This window comes from Parafilimonas sp. (genome assembly GCF_051953455.1).
In the GTDB taxonomy this organism is placed as follows: Bacteria; Bacteroidota; Bacteroidia; order Chitinophagales; family Chitinophagaceae; genus Parafilimonas.
Genome location: NZ_JBQCIT010000014.1, coordinates 23,601 through 43,937 on the forward strand (window position 1 = coordinate 23,601; position 20,337 = coordinate 43,937).

Below are 20,337 nucleotides of genomic sequence, written 5' to 3' on the forward strand. Positions count from 1 at the left end.
GGAAGCGTTAAGGTTTGGCTTATTTATATGAGCTGCAGTTAACGCGGTTTCCATATTATTTCGGCTACATGCAATTCCTGTGCGGTAAAGCGCGCAAGCATAAAAAGGTAATCACTTAGCCGGTTAAGGTATTTCAATATCAACGGTTCTATAAACAATTCATGCTGCTGCATATTTACGCATAAACGTTCTGTACGCCTGCAAACACAACGTGCAATGTGGGTGGATGAAACTGCAGCATGCCCACCCGGCAAGATAAAGTTTTTCATAACAGGCAACCGCTCATTCATATAATCTATTTCTTTTTCAAGCGTAATAATATCATCTTCCCGCAAATCAGGAATATGCATACCGGTTTCTTTTTCAGGATCGCAGGCGAGTGATGAACCAATTACAAACAAACGGTCCTGCACCTGTTTTAAAACATCGCGCTGATGCTCGTCTGGCGTATAATCTCTTACAAGCCCAATATGTGAATTTAATTCATCAACAGTGCCATAGGTTTCGATACGAATATCATTCTTAAATATTTTCGTTCCGCCAATAAGAACGGTTTTCCCCTTATCTCCCGTTTTTGTATAAATCTTTGTTGACATTGGGTAAAGTTAAGCACTTAGATACCATTTTATAAGAGCATAAACGTAAAGCAATGTGTAAAAAAAAATGGCTTGTGTTTATCAAGCCATTTCGAATATATATGAAGTGTAATTGAATTAATTATTATGTATCTCAACTTTTGGAGGAGGTGGCGGTGGTTCGCCCGGGCCCGGATGTTTAGGAACTTTTACGGTGGCACTGCAGGAACAGAGCATTATTGCTGCTATCATCATTGCACTTACAGGCTTTAATATTTGCCTGGAAATATTTTTCATAGTAAAAGATTTATAAGCATACTATTTATAAAACCATGCCATAAAATCATGAAACAAAAATATTTAAACGCTATTTATAAAGTTCCACTTTCGTTTCACCATCAGACTTTATAAAGCCGCGATACATGCCTTCCGTATCAAAGCTCATTACAATATTTCCATCTTTATCCACGCCGATTAAACCACCATCGCCGCCAAGTGCAGGCAGCCTTTTCATAATCATTTCATTAGCTGCATTTTTTAGAGTTTGATGTGCAAATTCCATCCTGTCGCTTATGGTTTTGGCCATCACCAAACGAATATAAAACTCACCCCAACCTGTGCAGCTTATAGCGCAGGTATTATTATCAGCATAAGTGCCCGCCCCGATAATGGGCGAATCACCAATTCTTCCATAGCGTTTATTTGTCATGCCGCCGGTGCTGGTGGCTGCGGCAAGATTGCCATGCATATCCAAAGCAACAGCACCAACGGTTCCATATTTATAATCATGGTTACCCGGTTGTCTTAACAAAGTATTCGAAGAGTCTTTATGCAAGGCTTTAAGCGAGTCTTGTTTTTTTGCATTCATTAAACCTCTCCAGCGGGCTGTTGTAAAAAAATAAGAAGGATCAACAACCGTGCAACCGTTGGCTGCCGCAAACGTTTCCGCACCTGTGCCGGCCATCATTACATGCCCGCTTTTATCCATTACAGCACGCGCAGCAGTGATGGGATTTTTAATATTTGTAACACCTGCAACCGCGCCGGCTTTCAGCGTTTTTCCATCCATAATGGAAGCATCAAGTTCATTATTTCCTGCATTGGTAAATACAGCGCCTTTGCCTGCGTTGAACAAAGAATCATCTTCCAAAACTTTTATAGCAGCCTCAACAGCATCCAGGGCTGTACCACCATTTTTGAGAATTATATTACCTGCATTTAATGCATGCTGCAGGCCTTGTTTATATAAGGCTTCTTTTTCCGGCGTCATTGAAGACTTAAGAATTGTACCTGCGCCGCCATGTATTACCAATACATATTTTTTACCGGGCTGGGCTGTTAATGATGATATGAATACAAATGTTACCAGCAAAAAGATTATTGTTTTCATGCAGGCAAATTACTGCTTCATCTTTATTTTGACATTTAATAAGAATAATGTTTGGCTATTGTATTGCTTTAAAAAGGCTCATTAAAACGAAGGAGAATTAACTGTATCCAGTTTTAGCAATGCAATAGTTTGTAATTATTATTTTGTTTTGCAGAAATATTCAACTTCATATTAAATCAATATTGTTTTGCGCGACATATTTTTTAAACATATTGCCCAAACATCGCCTGCACCCATCGGGCTTGAAATTGTAAAGGCGGAAGGCATATATCAGTACGATGTAAAAGGAAAAAAATACATCGATTTAATTTCAGGTTTTAATGTAGCCAACATCGGGCATTCCAATCCCAAAGTAATTGATGCTGTTAAAAAGCAGGTAGACGATTATATGCACCTGATTGTGTATGGTGAGTTTATAGAAACCCCGCAAACGGCTTATGCCAAATTGCTGACAGAACATCTTCCTTCAACATTGGATTGCATTTATTTTACCAACAGCGGCGCAGAAGCAACAGAAGGCGCTTTAAAGCTGGCGAAACGCTCCACAGGCCGCACCAATATAATTGCTTTTAATAACAGTTATCATGGCAGTACACAGGGCGCATTAAGCGTTATGGGTGATGAATATTACCGCAATGCCTTTAGGCCTTTATTGCCCGGCATTCTGCATGTTGATTATAACAGCGATGAAGTTTTTGATTTAATAAATGACACAACAGCCTGCGTAATCCTCGAAACGGTACAGGCAGAAAGCGGCATTACCATACCATCAAAAACATGGATGCAGCAACTGCGAACAAGATGCATAGAACAAGGCGCTTTATTAATCCTTGATGAAATACAGGCAGGCTTTGGCAGAACGGGAAGCTTATGGGGATTTGAGCAATTTGATATTGTACCCGACATTTTACTATTAGGTAAAGCTTTGGGCGGCGGCATGCCACTGGGCGCTTTTATTGCTGATAAAAACGTAATGCAAACCTTAAGCTTTAACCCTGTACTCGGGCATATTACCACATTCGGCGGGCATCCGGTGAGCTGCGCTGCAGGCAAGGCGGCATTTGAAGTATTGCTGGAAGGAAATTATATCGATAGTGTAAAACAGAAGGAGGCATTTTTAACAGAGCAATTGCACCATCCATCTATAAAGAAGATAAACCATTTTGGTTTGTGGGCATCCCTGCAGTTTAAAACAATGGAAACAGCTCAAAACATTATTCATACATGTGTTGATAAAGGTTTGATTACAGACTGGTTTGTTTTTGCACCTGACAGGTTACGTATTGCCCCGCCCTTGATAATTGAAGAAGATGAAATTAAAAAAGCCTGCGAGGTTATTCTGGAAATGGTTGAAAAATACGCCTGAAATTAAAGTGCTGTTAATAAACCTGGATTAAAACTTCTCTGGGATATTCCAGGTTTGTGAACATTAACCGTTTTTTATTTTCCGCTATTGCTTTAGGTTTGCGCCAAACCAAAAAAATAATGAGTATTACCGTAGTAGGAACAATGGCTTTTGACGCTATTGAAACGCCTTTTGATAAAACAGATAAAATTATTGGCGGGTCGGCAACGTATGTGGCTTATGCAGCATCTTTTTTTGTGCAACCAATTCAACAAATTTCAATTGTGGGCAACGATTTTCCGCAAGATGAATTGGAAGCATTGCAAGACAGGGGTGTTAAAACAGATGGCGTTGAAATTGTGCCTGATAAAAAATCTTTTTTCTGGAGCGGCAAATACCATCTTGATATGAACAGCCGTGATACATTGATCACTGACCTGAATGTGCTGGCTGATTTTGATCCTAATGTTCCAGACAGTTACCAGGATTGCGATTTCCTGATGCTGGGTAATCTCGTGCCTGCCATTCAGCAAAAAATAATCAACCAGTTTAAACAACGTCCAAAATTAATTGTAATGGATACCATGAATTTCTGGATTGAAACAGCATGGGAAGATCTTAAAAAAACGTTTACCATGGTAGACGTTTTACTGGTTAACGACAGTGAGGCAAGACAAATAACCAATGAATATTCACTTGTAAAGGCAGCGAAAAAAATATTAACAATGGGACCAAAGTTTCTTATCGTAAAGAAAGGTGAGCATGGCGCTTTACTATTTCATGAAAACAATGTTTTCTTTGCACCCGCAATGCCATTGGATGATGTGTTTGACCCAACGGGCGCAGGCGATACTTTTGCAGGAGGCTTCATTGGCCATCTTGCAAAAACAAAAGATATTTCTTTTGAAAACATGAAAACGGCCATCATTGTTGGCTCTGCCATGGCAAGCTTTTGTGTGGAAAAATTTGGCCCCCAACGCTTAAAAGAAATTTCAAAAGAAGACATTGGAAACCGCTTACAGGAATTTGTGCAGCTTGTTAACTTCGATATCACTTTGGCATAAAGGCATTGCTTTGGTGTGATAATTGAAAATAAAATACCCATAATTCCAAATATGAAAAAAATACTGTGGGCTGTTCTTATTACGGGTATTGGCGTTTATTCATGCAAATCAAAACAAAAAGAGAAAATAGAAGTTGATAAAAGCATTAATCAAAAAACATCTTTCAATAACCTGTTCATTGATAGTAATACTATCAAAGTTTTTTTAACAAAACATCCTGAATATACAAAGTTCAGCCATCAGTATAGTGATTTTTATAAGCTGCGCAATTATCAATGTGCATGGTTTGACAGTAGCGGCATTGGTGAGCAGGCTTATAATTTTATGAACCTGCTGGCAAATGCTGTTGACACCTATAACGACAGGAGTTTATACAATAAGAAGCTCTCCGATGAAGTAGATAAGTTTAAAACGGATACTTCAGATAAGAATATAAAAACAACGCGGAATATTACGGACACAGAATTAAAGCTCACGGGCCAGTTCTTTGCCTATGCTTCAAAAATTTATGGAGGCAGCGATATAAATGTCCAGGAACTCGGTTGGTTTATCCCACGTAAAAAACTGAACCTTTCAGTGATGCTCGATTCGCTTATCGCGAATAAATCAGACATTAAAAAAAGTGAAATCCCATTAAGCAGTGCTTACAAAAGGTTATTGGATTATCTTTCCGTTTATCGTAAAATAGCTCAAACCACACCCTGGGATTCTTTGCCATATCCTGAAAAAGCATTTCATAAAGGAGCCACATCACCCGAAATAATAACCATTAAACAGCGCTTATTTGCTTTAGGTGATTTAGCTGAAAATGATACTACAGGTGTTTTTGATTCGTCAATGCTGGCTGCTGTAAAAAGATTCCAGGTGCGAATGGGCGCAAACCCCGATGGTGTGATTGGAAAGACATTTATTACACAACTAAATGTAACGCCGGCTAAAAGAATAGAACAAATTCTCATAAACCTCGAACGCCTGCGCTGGATGCCGCCAATGAACGACAGTACCAATTCGATTGTGGTAAATATTCCTGAATATAAAATGTATGTGTATGATAGCGGCAAGCTGCAGTTTCCCATGGATGTTGTTGTAGGCTCATCGGCAACCGGCACGGTTATATTTACAGGTAATTTAAAATACATTGTGTTTAGCCCGTACTGGAATATACCGGCAAGTATTGTGAAAAAAGAAATATTGCCGGGCATTGCGCGCAATCCCAATTATCTTGCTTCACACCGCATGGAGCAGTTTGGCCTGCAGGCAAAAGGCGTTCCAGCTATAAGGCAGTTGCCGGGAGCAGATAATGCATTAGGCAGGGTAAAATTTTTATTCCCAAACAACTTTGATATTTATTTTCACGATACAAATAACCATGGCGCATTTAATGCGTCCAACAGGAATATCAGTCATGGATGCATTCGTTTGAGCGAACCCAAAAAGCTTGCTATGTATTTACTGCGTTCCGATACGGCAACCTATAATAACCAAACGGTTGATAGCCTTATGAATCTTGATAAAGAAAAATGGGTAACGCTTAAAAAACCGGTTCCGGTTGTAATAAGTTATTACACTGCGTTTGTTGACAGCAATGGCAGTCTCAATTTTCGCCGGGATATTTATAAACATGATTCTGCAATGGCGGCCAAATTATTTACCGACAACAACAATTTAATGGCATTGAAATAAAACATTCAGCCAGTATTAAACACATTTTTCGGAAACCGTCAAACGGAAATCGTGAATATAAGAATGGGGGCATTTATTCACAACTCATCATTTTAAATTTTTATCATATTTAATCATGTCATTCATCCCGAAAAAATTTAGCATAAACATTCAAGTGCAGCAACCGCATCTTGATGCAGTGAGCCACGTAAACAATGTGGTTTATATACAATGGATGCAGGATATTGCTTCTATGCACTGGCATGCAGTTGCCACACCTGAACTAAAAAATAAGTTTGTGTGGATGATAAGAAGACATGAAGTGGATTATCACAACCAGGCTTTTTTAAATGATAACCTCCTTATAACAACATGGACAGGAGAATATACAAACGTAACCTGGAAGCGTCATTATGAAATAACCCGCCCGGCAGATAACAAAAAAATTATCAGCGCAGTGAGCTTGTGGATACCTGTTGATGTTGAAGCGCAAAAACCTCAGCGTGTTGATGAAGCTATGGTAAGTTTGTTTATGCAATAATGTTTACAGGCCTGTATTGTCGGGAGTTTCTATAAATTCACCTCTGCCACCAAAAATACGCTGCCGCAAATTAAAACCAGGTCTTCTTTATCAGCACGGGTAATAGCTTCAGAAAGCGCAGCATTTACATCTGCAAAGTCTTTTCCTTTCAAACCATGCACAGCAGCAAGATCGGCAAGTATTTTTTCATTTAAAGCCCTTGGTAATTGCGCTTTGGTAAAATAATAGTCGGCATTTACGGGCAACAAAGCCAGGATGCTTTCAATATCTTTATCTTTTACAAACCCAATAATCAAATGCAGGCGGGTATAGCTTTCAAGTTCAAGTTGTTCCAGCAATTGTTTTATGCCCGCAGTATTATGCGCCACATCTACAATTACAGCCGGGTTTTCTTTTAATTTCTCCCATCGTCCATGCAGGCCGGTAAGATGTTTTACCTGTTTTAAAGCCTTCTCCACATGCTGTAATTTTATATGCCATTCTTTTAGCTGCAGTTGATGCACCGCTTCCAAAACAGTAACAATATTTTTTGTTTGATAAATGCCCGGCAAATCGAGCAGGAAAGTATGATGTTCATCTTTTCTTACATCAACCACTTCTGCTTTCAGATGATTGTTTTCATAGTTAAAGTCCTGCACGTAAAAATTTTGCTGTGCAAAAATCAGCGGCGCATTTTTCTCTTTAGCCGAAGATTCAAATACGGATCTTGTTTCATCCACAACTTCGCCAATGATGGCAGGGATATTTTGCTTGATGATACCGGCCTTTTCATAAGCTATTTTTTCAAGTGTATCGCCCAATATTTGCGTATGATCGTAACCAATATTTGTGATGATTGAAATTTCGGGCAAAATAATATTCGTGCTGTCAAGCCTGCCGCCAAGCCCTGTTTCTATAACAGCTACATCCACATTTTGTTGTGCAAAATATTCAAACGCCATTGCAACTGTTATCTCGAAAAAAGAAGGTTCAAGACGTTCAATCTGTGGCTTAATTCTTTCAGTGAAATCAATAATAAATTCTTTAGTGCACATTGCACCATTCACCCTTATTCTTTCCCTGAAGTCTTTTAAATGCGGCGATGTGTATAAACCTGTTTTATAACCGGCTGTTTGCAAAATGGCAGCCAGTATATGGCTTACAGAACCTTTGCCATTCGTGCCTGCAATGTGAATGCTCTTAAATTTTTTTTGCGGGTTATTTAACGCAGCGCAAAGCTGTTTTGTATTGGTTAAATCCTTTTTGTAGGCAGCTGTGCCAATGCGGCTGAACATGGGCAACTGTTCGTATAAATATGCAAGCGTATCAGCGTACGTCATACTGCAAAGTAAAATGAAAGATACTGGATTTAGTATTGAATTAAAATTGATATAAGCCTGCCTGGAATTAAAAAACCGGAAAGCTTTTACACCTTCCGGCCCGTTTCCGGTTTATTAATTTTAGTTTTATTCCATCACAAAAGTATCCAGGAATTTAGTGGTGAAATTGCCTTTGCGGAAATCTTCATTCTTCATCAACTGGAGATGGAAAGGAATAGTTGTTTTTACGCCATCAATTACATATTCACTTAAAGCGCGATACATGGTATCTAAAGCCTCTTCACGGGTGCGGGCAACTGTTATTAGTTTACCGATCATTGAATCATAATACGGCGGAATCACATAGCCTGCATACACATGGCTGTCAACACGCACACCATGCCCGCCAGGCGTGTTCAATACATTTATCCTGCCAGGTGAAGGCCGGAAATCATTATACGGGTCTTCCGCATTTATACGGCATTCGATGGCGTGCATTTGCGGCATATAGTTTTCACCGGAAATGCGTTCACCCATCGCAATTTTAATCTGTTCTTTTATAAGATCGAAATTGATAACCTCTTCCGTAACGCAATGTTCCACCTGTATGCGGGTGTTCATTTCCATGAAGTAGAAATTACGATGCTTATCAACCAGGAATTCTATGGTTCCCACGCTTTCATAATTAATAGCTGAAGCGGCTTTAATAGCGGCAGCGCCCATTTTTTCACGCAGTTCAGGCGTCATAAAAGGTGAAGGAGATTCCTCTACCAATTTCTGGTGCCTGCGCTGAATGCTGCAATCACGTTCGCTTAAATGGCAAACCGTACCAAACTGATCGCCGGCAACCTGTATTTCTATATGGCGTGGCTCTTCCACAAATTTTTCCATATAGATACCATCGTTTTTAAATGAAGCGGCTGCTTCTGCTTTAGCTGTGTTATAAGCACGCTCAATTTCGCCTTCACTCCACACCACACGCATGCCTTTGCCGCCGCCACCAGCAGTTGCCTTTAATATAATAGGATAACCAATTTCTTTTGCAAGTGATTTGGCTTCTTCCAGATTTTTTAATAACCCTTCACCGCCGGGTACAACAGGCACACCTGCTTTTATCATGGTTTCTTTGGCGGTTATTTTATCGCCCATAGCATTGATCATGGATGGCGTGGGCCCGATGAATTTAATGCCATGATCGCCGCATATCTGGGCAAATTTTGAATTTTCTGCCAGAAAACCATAACCCGGATGAATGGCATCGGCATTGGTAATTTCTGATGCGGCAATTATATGTGGAATATTAAGATAGGAATCGCTGCTTTGCGGTTTACCAATACATACCGCCTCGTCGGCAAAGCGCACATGAAGGCTGTCTTTATCGGCAGTAGAATAAACGGCCACCGTTTTAATGCCCATTTCCCTGCAGGTTCTTATAACACGAAGGGCAATTTCGCCACGGTTGGCTATGAGTATTTTTTTAAACACGTTTCTAATTTGAAAATTTGAAAATGTAATAATTTGAAAACACTGACTGCAATTTGAAAACCGGGAACTCCAGGTTTTTAAATTACTGTTATTTCCAAATTATGGTTCAACAAGGAACAGAGGCTGGTCGTATTCAACAGGGCTTGCATCTTCAATAAGTATTTTTACAATTTTGCCGCTCACTTCGCTTTCAATTTCATTAAACAGCTTCATGGCTTCTATTATGCAAACAACTTTTCCGGGTGCAATTTCATCTCCCACTTCTACAAAATTGGGTTTGTCAGGGCCAGGCCTTTTATAAAAAGTGCCGATCATCGGGCTTTTTATGGTAATGAGATTATCCGTTTTTAAAGGAGCGGACGCCTGCTCAGGCGCAGTTGCAGCAGCTGCCGGCTGTGGAAGGGTTGCGGCCGGTGGTTGAACATACAGCGGGGCCTGCACAGGCACTTGCTGTATTTCAGGCTGATAAACCTTATCTCTTTTCTGTTTGATTGATATTTTAAAATCTTTTTCTTCGATGCTTAATTCCCCTATGTTGCTTTTGTTTACAAGCTTAATAAGTTCCTGAATCTGTTTATAATCCATAATTTAATTTTTGGGGTTATTATATGATTTTAGTGAAAAAGGGCAGGCAAAATAGGCAAAAATTGCACAGAACAGCCAATTTTTGTAAAAAACAGGCATTTTCTGAGAAAATATATTTTTTAAAAATTGCTTCATTTTTTGCATACAATAGTATATAAGTATTGCCTGGTTTATTGTTGCCACCAACATGCATTTTTTACCGAACCAATATAGCGAACTGCTGGCTGAAAGCGCCTGACGCTGCAAAAATATCTTTAAAAAAAGATGGCTTTGAACCGGCATAAAATGCCGAAAAGTTCTCTACCCTTTCCTGAAGATTCCCGGCAGGAAAAAGTTGCTTTTTTATTTTTTGAAGCTGCACCTGGTCTGTAACATATTTCTTTTTTTCTGCGCGAAGCATTTTTTTCTCAAGACCAGAAAGCCCCTTAAGCGTTTTTACTTTTAATGCTGCAATATGCTGAACAAGGGTAGTATCTATTTTTGAAGCAATGCCCGAAATTTCATCATACAATAACTCAGCTTGTGTAAATTCTGCCTCAAGGCTGGTGATATTAGTGCTGTGTTCGTGCACAAACCGGTTCATTAAAGTATGTTCATCTTCAAAAAAATCAGCGGGAGAAAAATCCATCGCTTTTATTTTTCCTGCCGTCCTTTCATCAACCAGCAAAAATGAATTGCGTAAAACAAGCATGGGGTACGGAATATTCACTTCATTAAAAACATTTTTTAGCTCAAGCCAGTAAGCCAGCTCGCCGCCGCCGCCAACAAAAACAATATTAGGCAAAATGGTTTCCTGTAAAGGGCCACGCAAAATAACATTAGGACTAAAACGCTCAGGGTGCTCATCAAGTTCCTGCAGTATTTCATCAAGCGACCATTCCAGTTTTAAGCCTTCTACCTTAAATCTTTCATTTTCTGTTTCAATCCGTTCCCGTTTATCTTCCATTAAATAAAACAGGTTTATCTGGCGGCCGCTCGCCTGCACTTTGTAATGCGCTCCAAGCTGTTTTATTGTTGTGGCAACGGCCTTATGTGAAAATTGTTCTTTTAATTCTTTTTCAATTACAGGCTGAAAAAGCTTTTTAAGAGCGGCATTATCGGGAATTAAAACAATCAATCCATATTCTCCAAACAAAGCGTTTAATAAATGAAGCGTTGCCTGCTGAATAGTTGTTTTTTCTTTATAAGCTGATCGGAAGAGTTCCATCAGTTCTTTACCATACGGCAATACGCTAAGCTGTCCTTCTATTTCATTCAACACCTGCAGCAGAGCTTTATCAACATACATCCGGCCAACGGCACCGGTTTGTTTTGTTTGCCAGGCATACTTTACCTGATTGATGGTAATATTATTCAGTTCATCAAGATCTGCATCTTCGCTGCCCATAAAATAAACCGGCACAAAATGTTTTTCTTTATGAGAAACATTTAGCTCTTCTGCAATCTTTATAACATGAAAAATTTTATAGACAACATATAAAGGCCCGGTAAAAATATTAGGCTGATGCGCTGTTGTAACGGTAAAAGTGTTTTGGTTTAGCAGCGATTGAATGTTAGAAGACGTTTTTTCAGAAACGTTTAAACCATTATACTGTTGCTGAAGCTGCTGAACCAAAACCTGCCGGTGTTTAAACCCTTCTTTTTGAGCGATGGCAGCGGTTACACTTTCCGGTTGCGGACGAAGGTTATAAAAAGGCTGCAAGGCTTCAGCGTTATTTAAATAATCAATAACGAGCTTAGAAAAATATCCTGTCTTTTCGTAAGAAACATAACTACAGTGTGTATCCATTTGCGATGCAAATTAAGGCACTAAACAACACGTTCCGTTACCGGCTATATAACTTCTCCTTCCAGGTCGTAATCGAAGGCATTGGTTATTTTTACCTGTACAAACTGGCCCGGCTGTAATTTTTTGCCTGATTGAATAATTACTTCGTTATCCACCTCTACGCTGTCAAATTCTGTGCGGCCCAAATAACGGCCTGCTTCTTTTTTATCTACGATAACTTTAAATATTTTGCCTACTTTTTCTGCATTTTTTTCATAGCTTATTTCCTGCTGCACTTCCATTATTTCTTCTGCACGCTTTTGTTTTTCAGCAGCAGGCACATCATCCATAAGGTTATAACCACTGGTGCCTTCTTCATGCGAATAGGTAAACACACCCACCCTGTCAAAATGTTGTTCCTGCAAAAAAGACTTCAATTCTTCCACATCATCTCTTGTTTCACCAGGAAAGCCAGTTATTAAAGTTGTGCGCAAACATATACCCGGCACTTTATCGCGGATAGTATTTAATGTTTCAATGATTTCTGCTTTAGTGCTTTGGCGTTTCATTAGCTGCAGCATACGGTCGCTGGCATGTTGCAAGGGCATGTCGAGATAATTGCAGATGTTTTCTCTTTCCCGCATTACATCCAATACCTCAAGCGGAAATTTATTGGGATAAGCATAATGCAGGCGAATCCATTCCAGGCCCTGCACATCACTTAATCTTTTCAGCAGATCGGCCAGCATTCTTTTTTTATAAATATCAAGACCGTAATAGGTAAGCTCCTGGGCAATAAGCATGACTTCTTTCACGCCGCGTTTCACCAAACCTTCTGCTTCTGCCACAATCTCTTCAATAGTTTTGCTGATATGTTTACCGCGCATTAAAGGAATAGCGCAAAAAGCGCAGGTGCGGTTACAGCCTTCGCTTATTTTTAAATAAGCATAATGTTTTGGCGTGCTTAATAATCTTTCGCCTAACAATTCTTTTTTATAATCGGCATCAAATTCTTTCAGAATTAAAGGCAACTCTAATGTTCCAAACCAGGAATCCACTTCCGGGATTTCTGATTCAAGATCGTTGCGATAACGTTCACTCAAACAGCCCGTAACGTACACCTTATCCAGCTTGCCGCGCTTCTTTAAATCAACCTGTGCGAGAATGGTATTAATGCTTTCCTCTTTGGCTTTATCAATAAAACCGCAGGTATTCACCACTACAATATTATGGTCGAGCCTGGCATTTTCATGCACCACATTTATTTCATTGGCTTTTAGCTGGCCGCTAAGCACTTCGCTGTCAACCAGGTTTTTGCTGCAGCCCAGTGTAATAATGTTTACTTTATCAGGTTTTAATGTTCTCGCCTTCATAATAGAGTGGGCAAAGGTAAAGCAGGGAAATTTATGCAGGAAGATATTAACAAGTAACCTGCTGCGATGCAGCTAAACTTTAAATTTCATCTTCCTGTCTCATACCAATTTTTGTTTATCCATTTACGAATGGCCTATCAGGCTGCACGATGCTTTTATGGTTGCTGATACGGGCGGTATAATATATAATGAGCAGGAAAAGCGGATAAGATGTATCGCCTAAAAATTTGATATCCTGCATTCAGATGAACAGGTTATTCTTAAAAAAGAAAAGGCGCAATTATTTGCGCCTTTTTGTGAACCCGCTGGGACTCGAACCCAGGGCCCCAACATTAAAAGTGTTGTGCTCTACCAACTGAGCTACGAGTTCATCCCTTTTTGTTTTTGGGAGTGCAAAAATAGAAGAAAAACATATTGCACCAAAACTAAAATAATTTCTTTCTTTTTACTTTTCAATATTTACATTTCTACAACCTTTGCAAGTAACTAAATTTGCAGGCAAATAAAGGATATGTCGTTTTTTACAAACAAAGTAGTATTGGTTACCGGCGGCACGGACGGAATTGGCAAAGCGCTCGTTTATTCATTAATGCAGCAGGGCGCAAAAGTTGTTACCTGCGGGCGTGACTATGATAAGCTATATCATTTACAAACGGTATATGCGGGCAAGCCATTGCTGGCATTGTCTGCAGATGTAAGCAACGAAGCTGATTGCAAGCAAATGGTTAACCAGGCTATCGCCACTTTTGGTACTATTCATATATTAATTAATAATGCAGGCATTTCAATGCGCGCATTGTTCAGCGAAACAGATCTTGAAACGATACGCCGTGTAATGGATATTAATTTCTGGGGCGCTGTTTATTGCACCAAGTATGCCTTACCGCATATACTTAAAAACAAAGGCACAGTGGCTGCCATTTCATCTATTGCCGGATACAGGGGATTGCCCGGAAGAAGCGGGTATTCTGCATCAAAGTTTGCATTGCAGGGATGGATGGAAGCGTTAAGAACAGAATTATTGGATAGTGGTGTAAACGTAATGTGGGCCTGCCCGGGTTTTACAAAATCAAATATCCGTAATGTTGCTTTAAATAAAAATTCGCAGCCGCAGGGCGAAACACCGCTGGATGAAGAAAGCCTTATGACCGCTGAAGAAGTGGCTGAACATATTTTAAAAGCCATTGAAAAAAGAAAACGCACTCTGGTTTTATCAGGACAGGGAAAACAAACAATTTTTCTAACCCGTTTTATGCCTGAGCTTGCAGATAAATTAGTGCATAAATTCTTTTTTAATAAAGGAGTTTTGGTTAAATAAAGCGAATGCCTGTTATTTACAATTCATGCCTGTAATTACATTATCTACTGATATAGGTCAAAGCGATTATGTTGTTGGTGCTATTAAAGGGCAGCTTATAAAAGCTGTTCCTTTGGCTTCTATTATAGATATTACGCACCAGCTTGTGGCCAATAATTATTTGCATGCCGCTTATGTTTGCACTAATGCTTTTTCATTTTATCCCGCAGGCGCTTTTCATTTTGTGATAATAAATTTATTTGAAAAAGTGCCGGATCATTTATTGCTTGCAAAACACAACAACCAGTTTATTGTTTGTCCCGATAATGGTATCTTAACAATGATCGCCGGTGAAAAACCTGCCGAAATTGTTTCCGTTAAAATATCAAATGCCTTAGGCGTATTAAGCTGCACCGAAGCTTTTGCCAAAGCATTGAATGCAATAGAAAATGGTTCATCTTTACAGGCAATAGGCGATGCGGTTACAAGCATTGAAGAAAAATATCCATTTCGTTCAACAGCCGGGCCCGACTGGATTGACAGCCAGATAATATTTATAGACCAGTTTGAAAATGTGGTCATCAATCTTACTAAAAAAGAATTTGAAGAACACCGGAAGGGAAGAAAATTCAGGATTGTTTTGCCTGCACGCAACGATGGCGGCATAGTAACCATTAGTGAAAACTATGCTTCTGTTGAACAGGGCGAAAGGCTGGCCTGGTTTAATTCAGCGGGTTATCTTGAACTTGCTATTAATAAAGGCAACCTTGCAGGTTTGTTTGGATTAAAACGTTTTTCCGGCGGAACAACATTAAACACTTTGCCCAGCAATAAATTAATGTACGAGCGTGTAAAAATCTTCTTCGAATAAGCCATGCGTTTTCAATCGTATTTTAATTCGGCTATAAAAATTATACAGTTGTATGATGGAACTGTTCCATTACAACATTTCTTAAAACAATATTTTTCACAGCATAAAAAACATGGTTCGAGAGACAGAAGGATTATAGCACATGTTTGTTATAATTTTTACAGGCCCGGAAAAGCATTTTTAAATATCTCAGCAGAAGAAAGATTAAAGCTTGCTATTTTTATTTGTAATGATGATATCAAAGAATGGAAATTTCTATTTGAAGACGAATGGCTGAATAATTATAATAATTTAGAAAAACGCATAGTATTTATTCAATCAAAATATTCTTTTTCCCCGCCCGATATTTTTCCGTTTTATGATGCAACAAGCCAATCTTTAGATAATGATGCTTTCGCCAAAGCTTTCTTTGTACAACCAGATGTTTTCTTAAGGATAAGGCCTGGTTTTAATGATGCGGTTACAAAAAAACTGCAATCACATAACATTCAATATAACATTATAGAAGAAAACTGCATCAGCCTCCCTCCTTCTACCAATATCAACTTAGTTACAGATATTGATAAAGAAGCTGTGGTTCAGGATTATGCTTCGCAACAGGTGAAAAGCTTTTTTAAAATAGTTGAAAAAGCTTTTAGCCGTCAGCTATCAGCTATCAGCAAAGAAGCATTTCAAAATCGTATAATGATTTGGGATTGTTGTGCCGGCAGTGGCGGCAAATCAATACTGGCTTATGATGTATTAAAAAATATTGAATTAACTACTTCTGATATCCGTCCATCCATCATTCAAAACCTTAAGCAACGTTTTGCAAAAGCAGACATTAAAAAATATAAAACTTTTGTGTACGATGCAGCCAATCAACATTTCAACCAACCAACTTTTCCCAATCCCAAATTCCCAATTCCCAATTCCTCTTACGACCTCATTATCTGCGATGCGCCCTGCACCGGCAGCGGCACCTGGAGCAGAACGCCGGAACAATTATATTTTTTCGATGCAATAAAAATTGAAGAATATGCTACGCGGCAGCAAGAGATTATAAGTAATTCAGTACCATATTTGAAAACTGATGGCTTTTTTCTTTACATAACCTGTTCCGTTTTTGAAAAAGAAAATGAAGCAATTGCTGATTTTATTCAGCAGAAATTAAAACTTGAATTAATAAAAATGGAACTGATAAAAGGTTATGCTAAAAAAGCCGATACCATGTTTGCCGCTTTATTCAAAAAGAACTAACATTTTTTAAATCCACACTTCGCTTACATTCGCAAAATAATTTTTTTTATACATGAGCCAGAGTTTGAGCAGAAAACAACTGATTGAAGCAGCAGAAGAATTTGGAACGCCGCTGTACGTTTATCACGCAGAGAAAATTGAAGAGCAACTGCACGAGTTAAACAAAGCATTTAAGGAATGCAATGCTAAGTTTTTTTATGCATGTAAATCATTAACCAATATCAATATTCTTAAGTTAATGAACAAGCTTGGTGCAGGCCTGGATTGCGTTAGCATTAATGAAGTAAAGCTTGGCTTAAAAGCTGGTTTTACTCCTGACAGGATTTTGTTTACACCCAACTGTGTTGACTTTGAAGAAATAGAAGCAGGCAAGTTGTTAAACGTGCATATCAATATTGATAATATTTCCATGCTGGAGCGCTTTGGCAATAAATACGGAAGCTCCTACCCTGTTTTTATACGCCTGAACCCGCATATAATGGCCGGCGGTAATTTTAAAATTTCAACCGGGCATGTTGACAGCAAGTTTGGCATTTCCATTCACCAGGTAAGGCATATTGAACGCATTATTAAATCAACAGGACTAAATGTGCAGGGCCTTCATATGCATACGGGCAGCGAAATAAAAGACACCAATGTATTTATTGCGGGTCTTGAAATAATGTTTGAAATGGCGCGCCAGTTTCCGCAAATAGAAGTAATTGATTTAGGCAGCGGTTTTAAAGTGCCTTATTACGATGATGATGTAAGAACAGATGTGCATGATCTTGGCAAAAAATTAGCGCAGGCTTTTACAAAATTTGAGAAAGAAAGTAACCGCAAACTTGAAATATGGTTTGAACCCGGTAAGTTTCTCGTAAGTGAAGCCGGTTATTTTATAGTGAAGGCAAACGTTGTAAAAACAACAACTGCCACGGTTTTTGCAGGCGTAAACAGCGGGTTTAATCATTTAATAAGGCCTATGTTTTATGAAGCTTATCATCGCATAGAAAACTTATCTAATCCTAAAGGTGCGGAACGTATTTATACAGTAGTTGGAAATATTTGTGAGACTGATACGTTTGCTTGGGACAGGAAACTGAATGAAGTACGTGAAGGCGATTACCTCGTTTTTTACAATGCAGGTGCTTACGGCTTTGAAATGAGCAGTAACTTTAATTCAAGATTAAAACCGGCGGAAGTATTATTTAAAGATGGTAAACCGCAACTGATAAGAAAACGGGATGAGTTTGAAGACTTGCTGCGGAACCAGGTGGAAGTATTGTGATGAACGAGTTTAAAAGTTCATGAGTTTACGGGTTCAGGTGTTTAAAGTTTAATGTCTAAGGTTAGACATTAAATCGAAAATATTGAACTGTTTTATTCACTTTTGACGGTTCATGATTTACGAAAGCTGAATAACGATATTCAGTACAAGTGAGTGACACAACCGTGATGCTATTTGTGCAAGCGCTGGTATAATAAAGAAAAAATTACTATGTAATTTTAAAGGTGGCTTTATGATTGAAGTAAAAAATATAAGAAAGAGCTTTGGGGATAAGGTTATTCTTGAAGATATAAGTGGTGTGCTTGATACAGGCAAATGCAACCTTATTATTGGTTCGAGCGGAAGCGGTAAAACGGTTTTTACCAAATGCGTGGTTGGATTGTTCAGGCCTGATAAAGGAGAAATATTATATGATGGTAAAAACATGCTTGAAATGAACCGTGAGGAAAGGACGGAACTGCGCCAGCAGATCGGCATGTTGTTCCAGGGCTCTGCTTTGTTTGATTCTATGACGGTGGAGCAGAATATTATTTTTACGCTTGATATGTTTTCAAACCTCAGTTACCGCGATAAAAGAAAACGCGTGGATGAAGTGCTGGAAAAAGTGGAGCTGCAGGGCTCCAATAAAAAATTTCCTGCTGAGATAAGCGGTGGTATGAAAAAACGCGTTGGTATTGCAAGGGCGATTGTGCTTAACCCGAAATATCTTTTTTGCGATGAGCCCAACAGTGGCCTTGACCCGCAAACTTCACTGGTTATCGACCAGCTTATTAAAAGTATCACAACAGAATATAACATTACTACAGTTGTAGTAACCCATGATATGAACAGCGTAATGGAAATAGGCGATCATATAATGTATTTATATAAGGGCAGGAAAGAATGGGAAGGTTCTAAGAAGGATATTATTTTCAGCAAGAACGAAAGATTGAACGAGTTCATTTTTGCTTCTGAATTTTTGCAGGGTGCAAAAGCCATCCGTATGCTGGAAGTGGAAGGAAAAATAGAAGAAGGCGCTGCCATGAAGGAAGCTGAAAAAATAATAAACGAAAGCGATAAATTATCTTGAGCAGGCTTTCAGTTTTTTTATTGTTTCCTTTGGATCTGCCGAACTGAAAATGGTATTGCCCGCCACCAAAACATCAGCACCCGCATTAACCAGCGATTGTGCATTTTCAACCGTAATACCGCCATCCACTTCAATTAAAACATCCAGCTTTCTTTCATCAATCATTCTGCGTAGTTTCTCAACTTTTTTAAGTGAATGCGGAATAAATTTTTGCCCGCCAAAGCCGGGATTAACCGTCATAATTAAAACATGATGCAAATCTGCTAAAATATCATCCAGCATAAAAACAGGTGTGTGCGGGTTGATGGCAACCGCAGGCTTCATACCTAATTCTTTTATCTGCTGAATATTGCGGTGCAGGTTAGGGCAAACTTCATAATGAACAATAATGCTGTCTGCGCCTGCCTGTTTAAATGCCGGTACAAGTTTTTCAGGTGTTTCAATCATTAAATGCACATCGCAGAATTTTGGCGTTGCTTTTCGCACATATTCAATAACCGGGATGCCAAAACTGATGTTGGGAACAAACTGGCCATCCATTACATCAAGGTGCAGCCATTCTGCTTCACTGGCATTCACCATTTTACATTCATCTTCGAGCTTTAAAAAATTAGCGGCGAGTAATGATGGCGCAACGATAGACATAGTTCGTGTTTAAGTCAAAAGTAAAAATTAAAAAGGCAAAATATTTATTCTTCCAATTGTTTCAGGCGTGTTTGCGCTTCGTCAAGTGTGGGATCAAGTTGTAATGATTGTTTAAAACGTAATACAGCACTGTCTTTTTTATTCATCAGTTCATAACAACGCGCCATATAATAATAAGCATCGGCATATAAATTATTCACTGTTGAAGCAAGCTGAAAAACACTCAATGCTTTATCATATTGTTTTGCATCAAAATAAACAAGCCCTTTTTCAATATAGGCCTCCATGTAAGTATAATTATTAGCAATACATTCATCAAAATATTTTACAGCATCGCCTGCTTTGCCGGTGCGTGCAAAATATACACCTGTTATAAAAGCGCAGTTGGCATCTGCTACACGGCCCAGGCTTAAGGCTTTGACGCGTGAACATAATAAAATGGCCCGCTCATTTTTCATCTCTGCATATAAATTGGCAAGCGCCAGCAATACATCAGGAGATTCATAAATGCGGGCAGCTTTTGCATAGCTTTTTATGGCAAGCGCCGTATCACCTGCATCTTCCGCTATTTCTCCTTTTGCGAAAAACAAACCGTAATTGGCAGAATCTTTATTGGTTAATGAATCCATTTGAACAAGCGCTTCTTTATACATTTTAACGCTATCTAACGTAAAGGCATATTGCAGGCGCAATCCTGTGCTGTCAGGATATTCCTTTAACTTTTTTTCCAAAGATTCTATCAGCGGCTGCAAAGCATTTTTAACAGAGTCGTCTTTTTTACCAGATGCAGACTGGTCTGTATTATGGCAGGCAAATAAAACGCCGCTAATAAATATTAAGAATAATAGCTTTTTCATTAAGTG

The 20,337-nt window shown here is 38.9% G+C and carries 19 protein-coding genes and 1 tRNA gene; 9 read left to right on the forward strand and 11 right to left on the reverse strand.

What is annotated here, in order from left to right; all coding sequences use genetic code 11:
- Positions 1–38: 38 nt before the first annotated feature.
- The 3 genes from ACTHN6_RS04865 to ACTHN6_RS04875 form a co-directional block, all read right to left on the reverse strand.
- Positions 39–596, reverse strand: coding sequence for a cob(I)yrinic acid a,c-diamide adenosyltransferase (locus tag ACTHN6_RS04865; RefSeq protein WP_440434597.1), 558 nt, complete (start codon positions 594–596; stop codon positions 39–41).
- 117 nt (positions 597–713) lie between these two features.
- On the reverse strand, positions 714–872 hold the full coding sequence (locus ACTHN6_RS04870) for a hypothetical protein (protein WP_440434598.1): 159 nt from the start codon (positions 870–872) through the stop codon (positions 714–716).
- Between the two features lie 70 nt (positions 873–942).
- Entirely contained in the window at positions 943–1,965 is a 1,023-nt protein-coding gene (locus ACTHN6_RS04875) for an isoaspartyl peptidase/L-asparaginase family protein (protein WP_440434599.1), read from the reverse strand.
- Between the two features lie 187 nt (positions 1,966–2,152).
- Between ACTHN6_RS04875 and ACTHN6_RS04880 the strand changes: the two genes are divergently transcribed.
- The 4 genes from ACTHN6_RS04880 to ACTHN6_RS04895 all read left to right on the forward strand — a co-directional run bounded on the left by ACTHN6_RS04880 (position 2,153) and on the right by ACTHN6_RS04895 (position 6,577).
- Positions 2,153–3,331 carry an aspartate aminotransferase family protein gene (locus tag ACTHN6_RS04880; protein WP_440434600.1) on the forward strand — a complete coding sequence of 393 codons (1,179 nt, stop codon included), beginning with the start codon at positions 2,153–2,155 and terminating at the stop codon, positions 3,329–3,331.
- A gap of 119 nt (positions 3,332–3,450) precedes the next feature.
- Positions 3,451–4,374 carry a PfkB family carbohydrate kinase gene (locus ACTHN6_RS04885; RefSeq protein WP_440434601.1) on the forward strand — a complete coding sequence of 308 codons (924 nt, stop codon included), beginning with the start codon at positions 3,451–3,453 and terminating at the stop codon, positions 4,372–4,374.
- Between the two features lie 51 nt (positions 4,375–4,425).
- Positions 4,426–6,057, forward strand: coding sequence for a L,D-transpeptidase family protein (locus ACTHN6_RS04890; protein ID WP_440434602.1), 1,632 nt, complete (start codon positions 4,426–4,428; stop codon positions 6,055–6,057).
- A 115-nt stretch (positions 6,058–6,172) separates the two neighbouring features.
- A complete protein-coding gene (locus ACTHN6_RS04895; RefSeq protein WP_440434603.1) occupies positions 6,173–6,577 on the forward strand; it encodes an acyl-CoA thioesterase in 405 nt (134 codons plus the stop codon).
- A 29-nt stretch (positions 6,578–6,606) separates the two neighbouring features.
- On the opposite strand, the gene ACTHN6_RS04900 is transcribed toward ACTHN6_RS04895, so the two are convergent.
- From ACTHN6_RS04900 to ACTHN6_RS04925, 6 genes are all read right to left on the reverse strand, one after another.
- A complete protein-coding gene (locus ACTHN6_RS04900) occupies positions 6,607–7,896 on the reverse strand; it encodes a bifunctional folylpolyglutamate synthase/dihydrofolate synthase (RefSeq protein WP_440434604.1) in 1,290 nt (429 codons plus the stop codon).
- A 126-nt stretch (positions 7,897–8,022) separates the two neighbouring features.
- Positions 8,023–9,360 (reverse strand): acetyl-CoA carboxylase biotin carboxylase subunit, encoded by a 1,338-nt coding sequence (accC, locus tag ACTHN6_RS04905; protein ID WP_440434605.1) that lies wholly within the window; start codon positions 9,358–9,360, stop codon positions 8,023–8,025.
- Positions 9,361–9,459: 99 nt separating this feature from the next.
- Positions 9,460–9,945: an acetyl-CoA carboxylase biotin carboxyl carrier protein gene (gene accB, locus ACTHN6_RS04910; RefSeq protein WP_440434606.1), complete on the reverse strand. Its 486-nt coding sequence runs from the start codon at positions 9,943–9,945 to the stop codon at positions 9,460–9,462.
- Between the two features lie 196 nt (positions 9,946–10,141).
- A complete protein-coding gene (gene bshC / locus ACTHN6_RS04915; protein WP_440434607.1) occupies positions 10,142–11,734 on the reverse strand; it encodes a bacillithiol biosynthesis cysteine-adding enzyme BshC in 1,593 nt (530 codons plus the stop codon).
- Positions 11,735–11,778: 44 nt separating this feature from the next.
- Positions 11,779–13,086 (reverse strand): 30S ribosomal protein S12 methylthiotransferase RimO, encoded by a 1,308-nt coding sequence (gene rimO / locus ACTHN6_RS04920; RefSeq protein ID WP_440434608.1) that lies wholly within the window; start codon positions 13,084–13,086, stop codon positions 11,779–11,781.
- A 297-nt stretch (positions 13,087–13,383) separates the two neighbouring features.
- A tRNA-Lys gene (locus ACTHN6_RS04925) sits at positions 13,384–13,456 on the reverse strand.
- Between the two features lie 141 nt (positions 13,457–13,597).
- Between ACTHN6_RS04925 and ACTHN6_RS04930 the strand changes: the two genes are divergently transcribed.
- From ACTHN6_RS04930 to ACTHN6_RS04950, 5 genes are all read left to right on the forward strand, one after another.
- Positions 13,598–14,404 carry an SDR family oxidoreductase gene (locus ACTHN6_RS04930; RefSeq protein ID WP_440434609.1) on the forward strand — a complete coding sequence of 269 codons (807 nt, stop codon included), beginning with the start codon at positions 13,598–13,600 and terminating at the stop codon, positions 14,402–14,404.
- A gap of 25 nt (positions 14,405–14,429) precedes the next feature.
- On the forward strand, positions 14,430–15,254 hold the full coding sequence (locus ACTHN6_RS04935; protein WP_440434610.1) for an SAM hydrolase/SAM-dependent halogenase family protein: 825 nt from the start codon (positions 14,430–14,432) through the stop codon (positions 15,252–15,254).
- 3 nt (positions 15,255–15,257) lie between these two features.
- Positions 15,258–16,493 carry an Fmu (Sun) domain-containing protein gene (locus ACTHN6_RS04940; protein ID WP_440434611.1) on the forward strand — a complete coding sequence of 412 codons (1,236 nt, stop codon included), beginning with the start codon at positions 15,258–15,260 and terminating at the stop codon, positions 16,491–16,493.
- Positions 16,494–16,545: 52 nt separating this feature from the next.
- Positions 16,546–17,760, forward strand: coding sequence for a diaminopimelate decarboxylase (lysA, locus tag ACTHN6_RS04945; RefSeq protein ID WP_440434612.1), 1,215 nt, complete (start codon positions 16,546–16,548; stop codon positions 17,758–17,760).
- Between the two features lie 232 nt (positions 17,761–17,992).
- Positions 17,993–18,829 carry an ABC transporter ATP-binding protein gene (locus tag ACTHN6_RS04950; protein WP_440434613.1) on the forward strand — a complete coding sequence of 279 codons (837 nt, stop codon included), beginning with the start codon at positions 17,993–17,995 and terminating at the stop codon, positions 18,827–18,829.
- Here ACTHN6_RS04950 and rpe read toward each other — a convergent pair.
- Both rpe and ACTHN6_RS04960 read right to left on the reverse strand, forming a co-directional pair.
- Positions 18,821–19,474, reverse strand: coding sequence for a ribulose-phosphate 3-epimerase (gene rpe, locus ACTHN6_RS04955; RefSeq protein ID WP_440434614.1), 654 nt, complete (start codon positions 19,472–19,474; stop codon positions 18,821–18,823). The two genes, ACTHN6_RS04950 and rpe, sit on opposite strands and share 9 nt — an antisense overlap.
- A gap of 44 nt (positions 19,475–19,518) precedes the next feature.
- On the reverse strand, positions 19,519–20,331 hold the full coding sequence (locus ACTHN6_RS04960; protein WP_440434615.1) for a tetratricopeptide repeat protein: 813 nt from the start codon (positions 20,329–20,331) through the stop codon (positions 19,519–19,521).
- Between the last annotated feature and the right edge of the window lie 6 nt (positions 20,332–20,337).

Bases quoted from the DNA above. Each gene is read 5' to 3' on its own strand.
- ACTHN6_RS04865 (WP_440434597.1), bottom strand. From the start codon at position 596: ATGTCAACAAAGATTTATACAAAAACGGGAGATAAGGGGAAAACCGTT.
- ACTHN6_RS04870 (WP_440434598.1), bottom strand. From the start codon at position 872: ATGAAAAATATTTCCAGGCAAATATTAAAGCCTGTAAGTGCAATGATG.
- ACTHN6_RS04875 (WP_440434599.1), bottom strand. From the start codon at position 1,965: ATGAAAACAATAATCTTTTTGCTGGTAACATTTGTATTCATATCATCA.
- ACTHN6_RS04885 (WP_440434601.1), top strand. From the start codon at position 3,451: ATGAGTATTACCGTAGTAGGAACAATGGCTTTTGACGCTATTGAAACG.
- ACTHN6_RS04890 (WP_440434602.1), top strand. From the start codon at position 4,426: ATGAAAAAAATACTGTGGGCTGTTCTTATTACGGGTATTGGCGTTTAT.
- ACTHN6_RS04895 (WP_440434603.1), top strand. From the start codon at position 6,173: ATGTCATTCATCCCGAAAAAATTTAGCATAAACATTCAAGTGCAGCAA.
- ACTHN6_RS04900 (WP_440434604.1), bottom strand. From the start codon at position 7,896: ATGACGTACGCTGATACGCTTGCATATTTATACGAACAGTTGCCCATG.
- accB (WP_440434606.1), bottom strand. From the start codon at position 9,945: ATGGATTATAAACAGATTCAGGAACTTATTAAGCTTGTAAACAAAAGC.
- bshC (WP_440434607.1), bottom strand. From the start codon at position 11,734: ATGGATACACACTGTAGTTATGTTTCTTACGAAAAGACAGGATATTTT.
- rimO (WP_440434608.1), bottom strand. From the start codon at position 13,086: ATGAAGGCGAGAACATTAAAACCTGATAAAGTAAACATTATTACACTG.
- ACTHN6_RS04930 (WP_440434609.1), top strand. From the start codon at position 13,598: ATGTCGTTTTTTACAAACAAAGTAGTATTGGTTACCGGCGGCACGGAC.
- ACTHN6_RS04935 (WP_440434610.1), top strand. From the start codon at position 14,430: ATGCCTGTAATTACATTATCTACTGATATAGGTCAAAGCGATTATGTT.
- ACTHN6_RS04940 (WP_440434611.1), top strand. From the start codon at position 15,258: ATGCGTTTTCAATCGTATTTTAATTCGGCTATAAAAATTATACAGTTG.
- lysA (WP_440434612.1), top strand. From the start codon at position 16,546: ATGAGCCAGAGTTTGAGCAGAAAACAACTGATTGAAGCAGCAGAAGAA.
- ACTHN6_RS04950 (WP_440434613.1), top strand. From the start codon at position 17,993: ATGATTGAAGTAAAAAATATAAGAAAGAGCTTTGGGGATAAGGTTATT.
- rpe (WP_440434614.1), bottom strand. From the start codon at position 19,474: ATGTCTATCGTTGCGCCATCATTACTCGCCGCTAATTTTTTAAAGCTC.
- ACTHN6_RS04960 (WP_440434615.1), bottom strand. From the start codon at position 20,331: ATGAAAAAGCTATTATTCTTAATATTTATTAGCGGCGTTTTATTTGCC.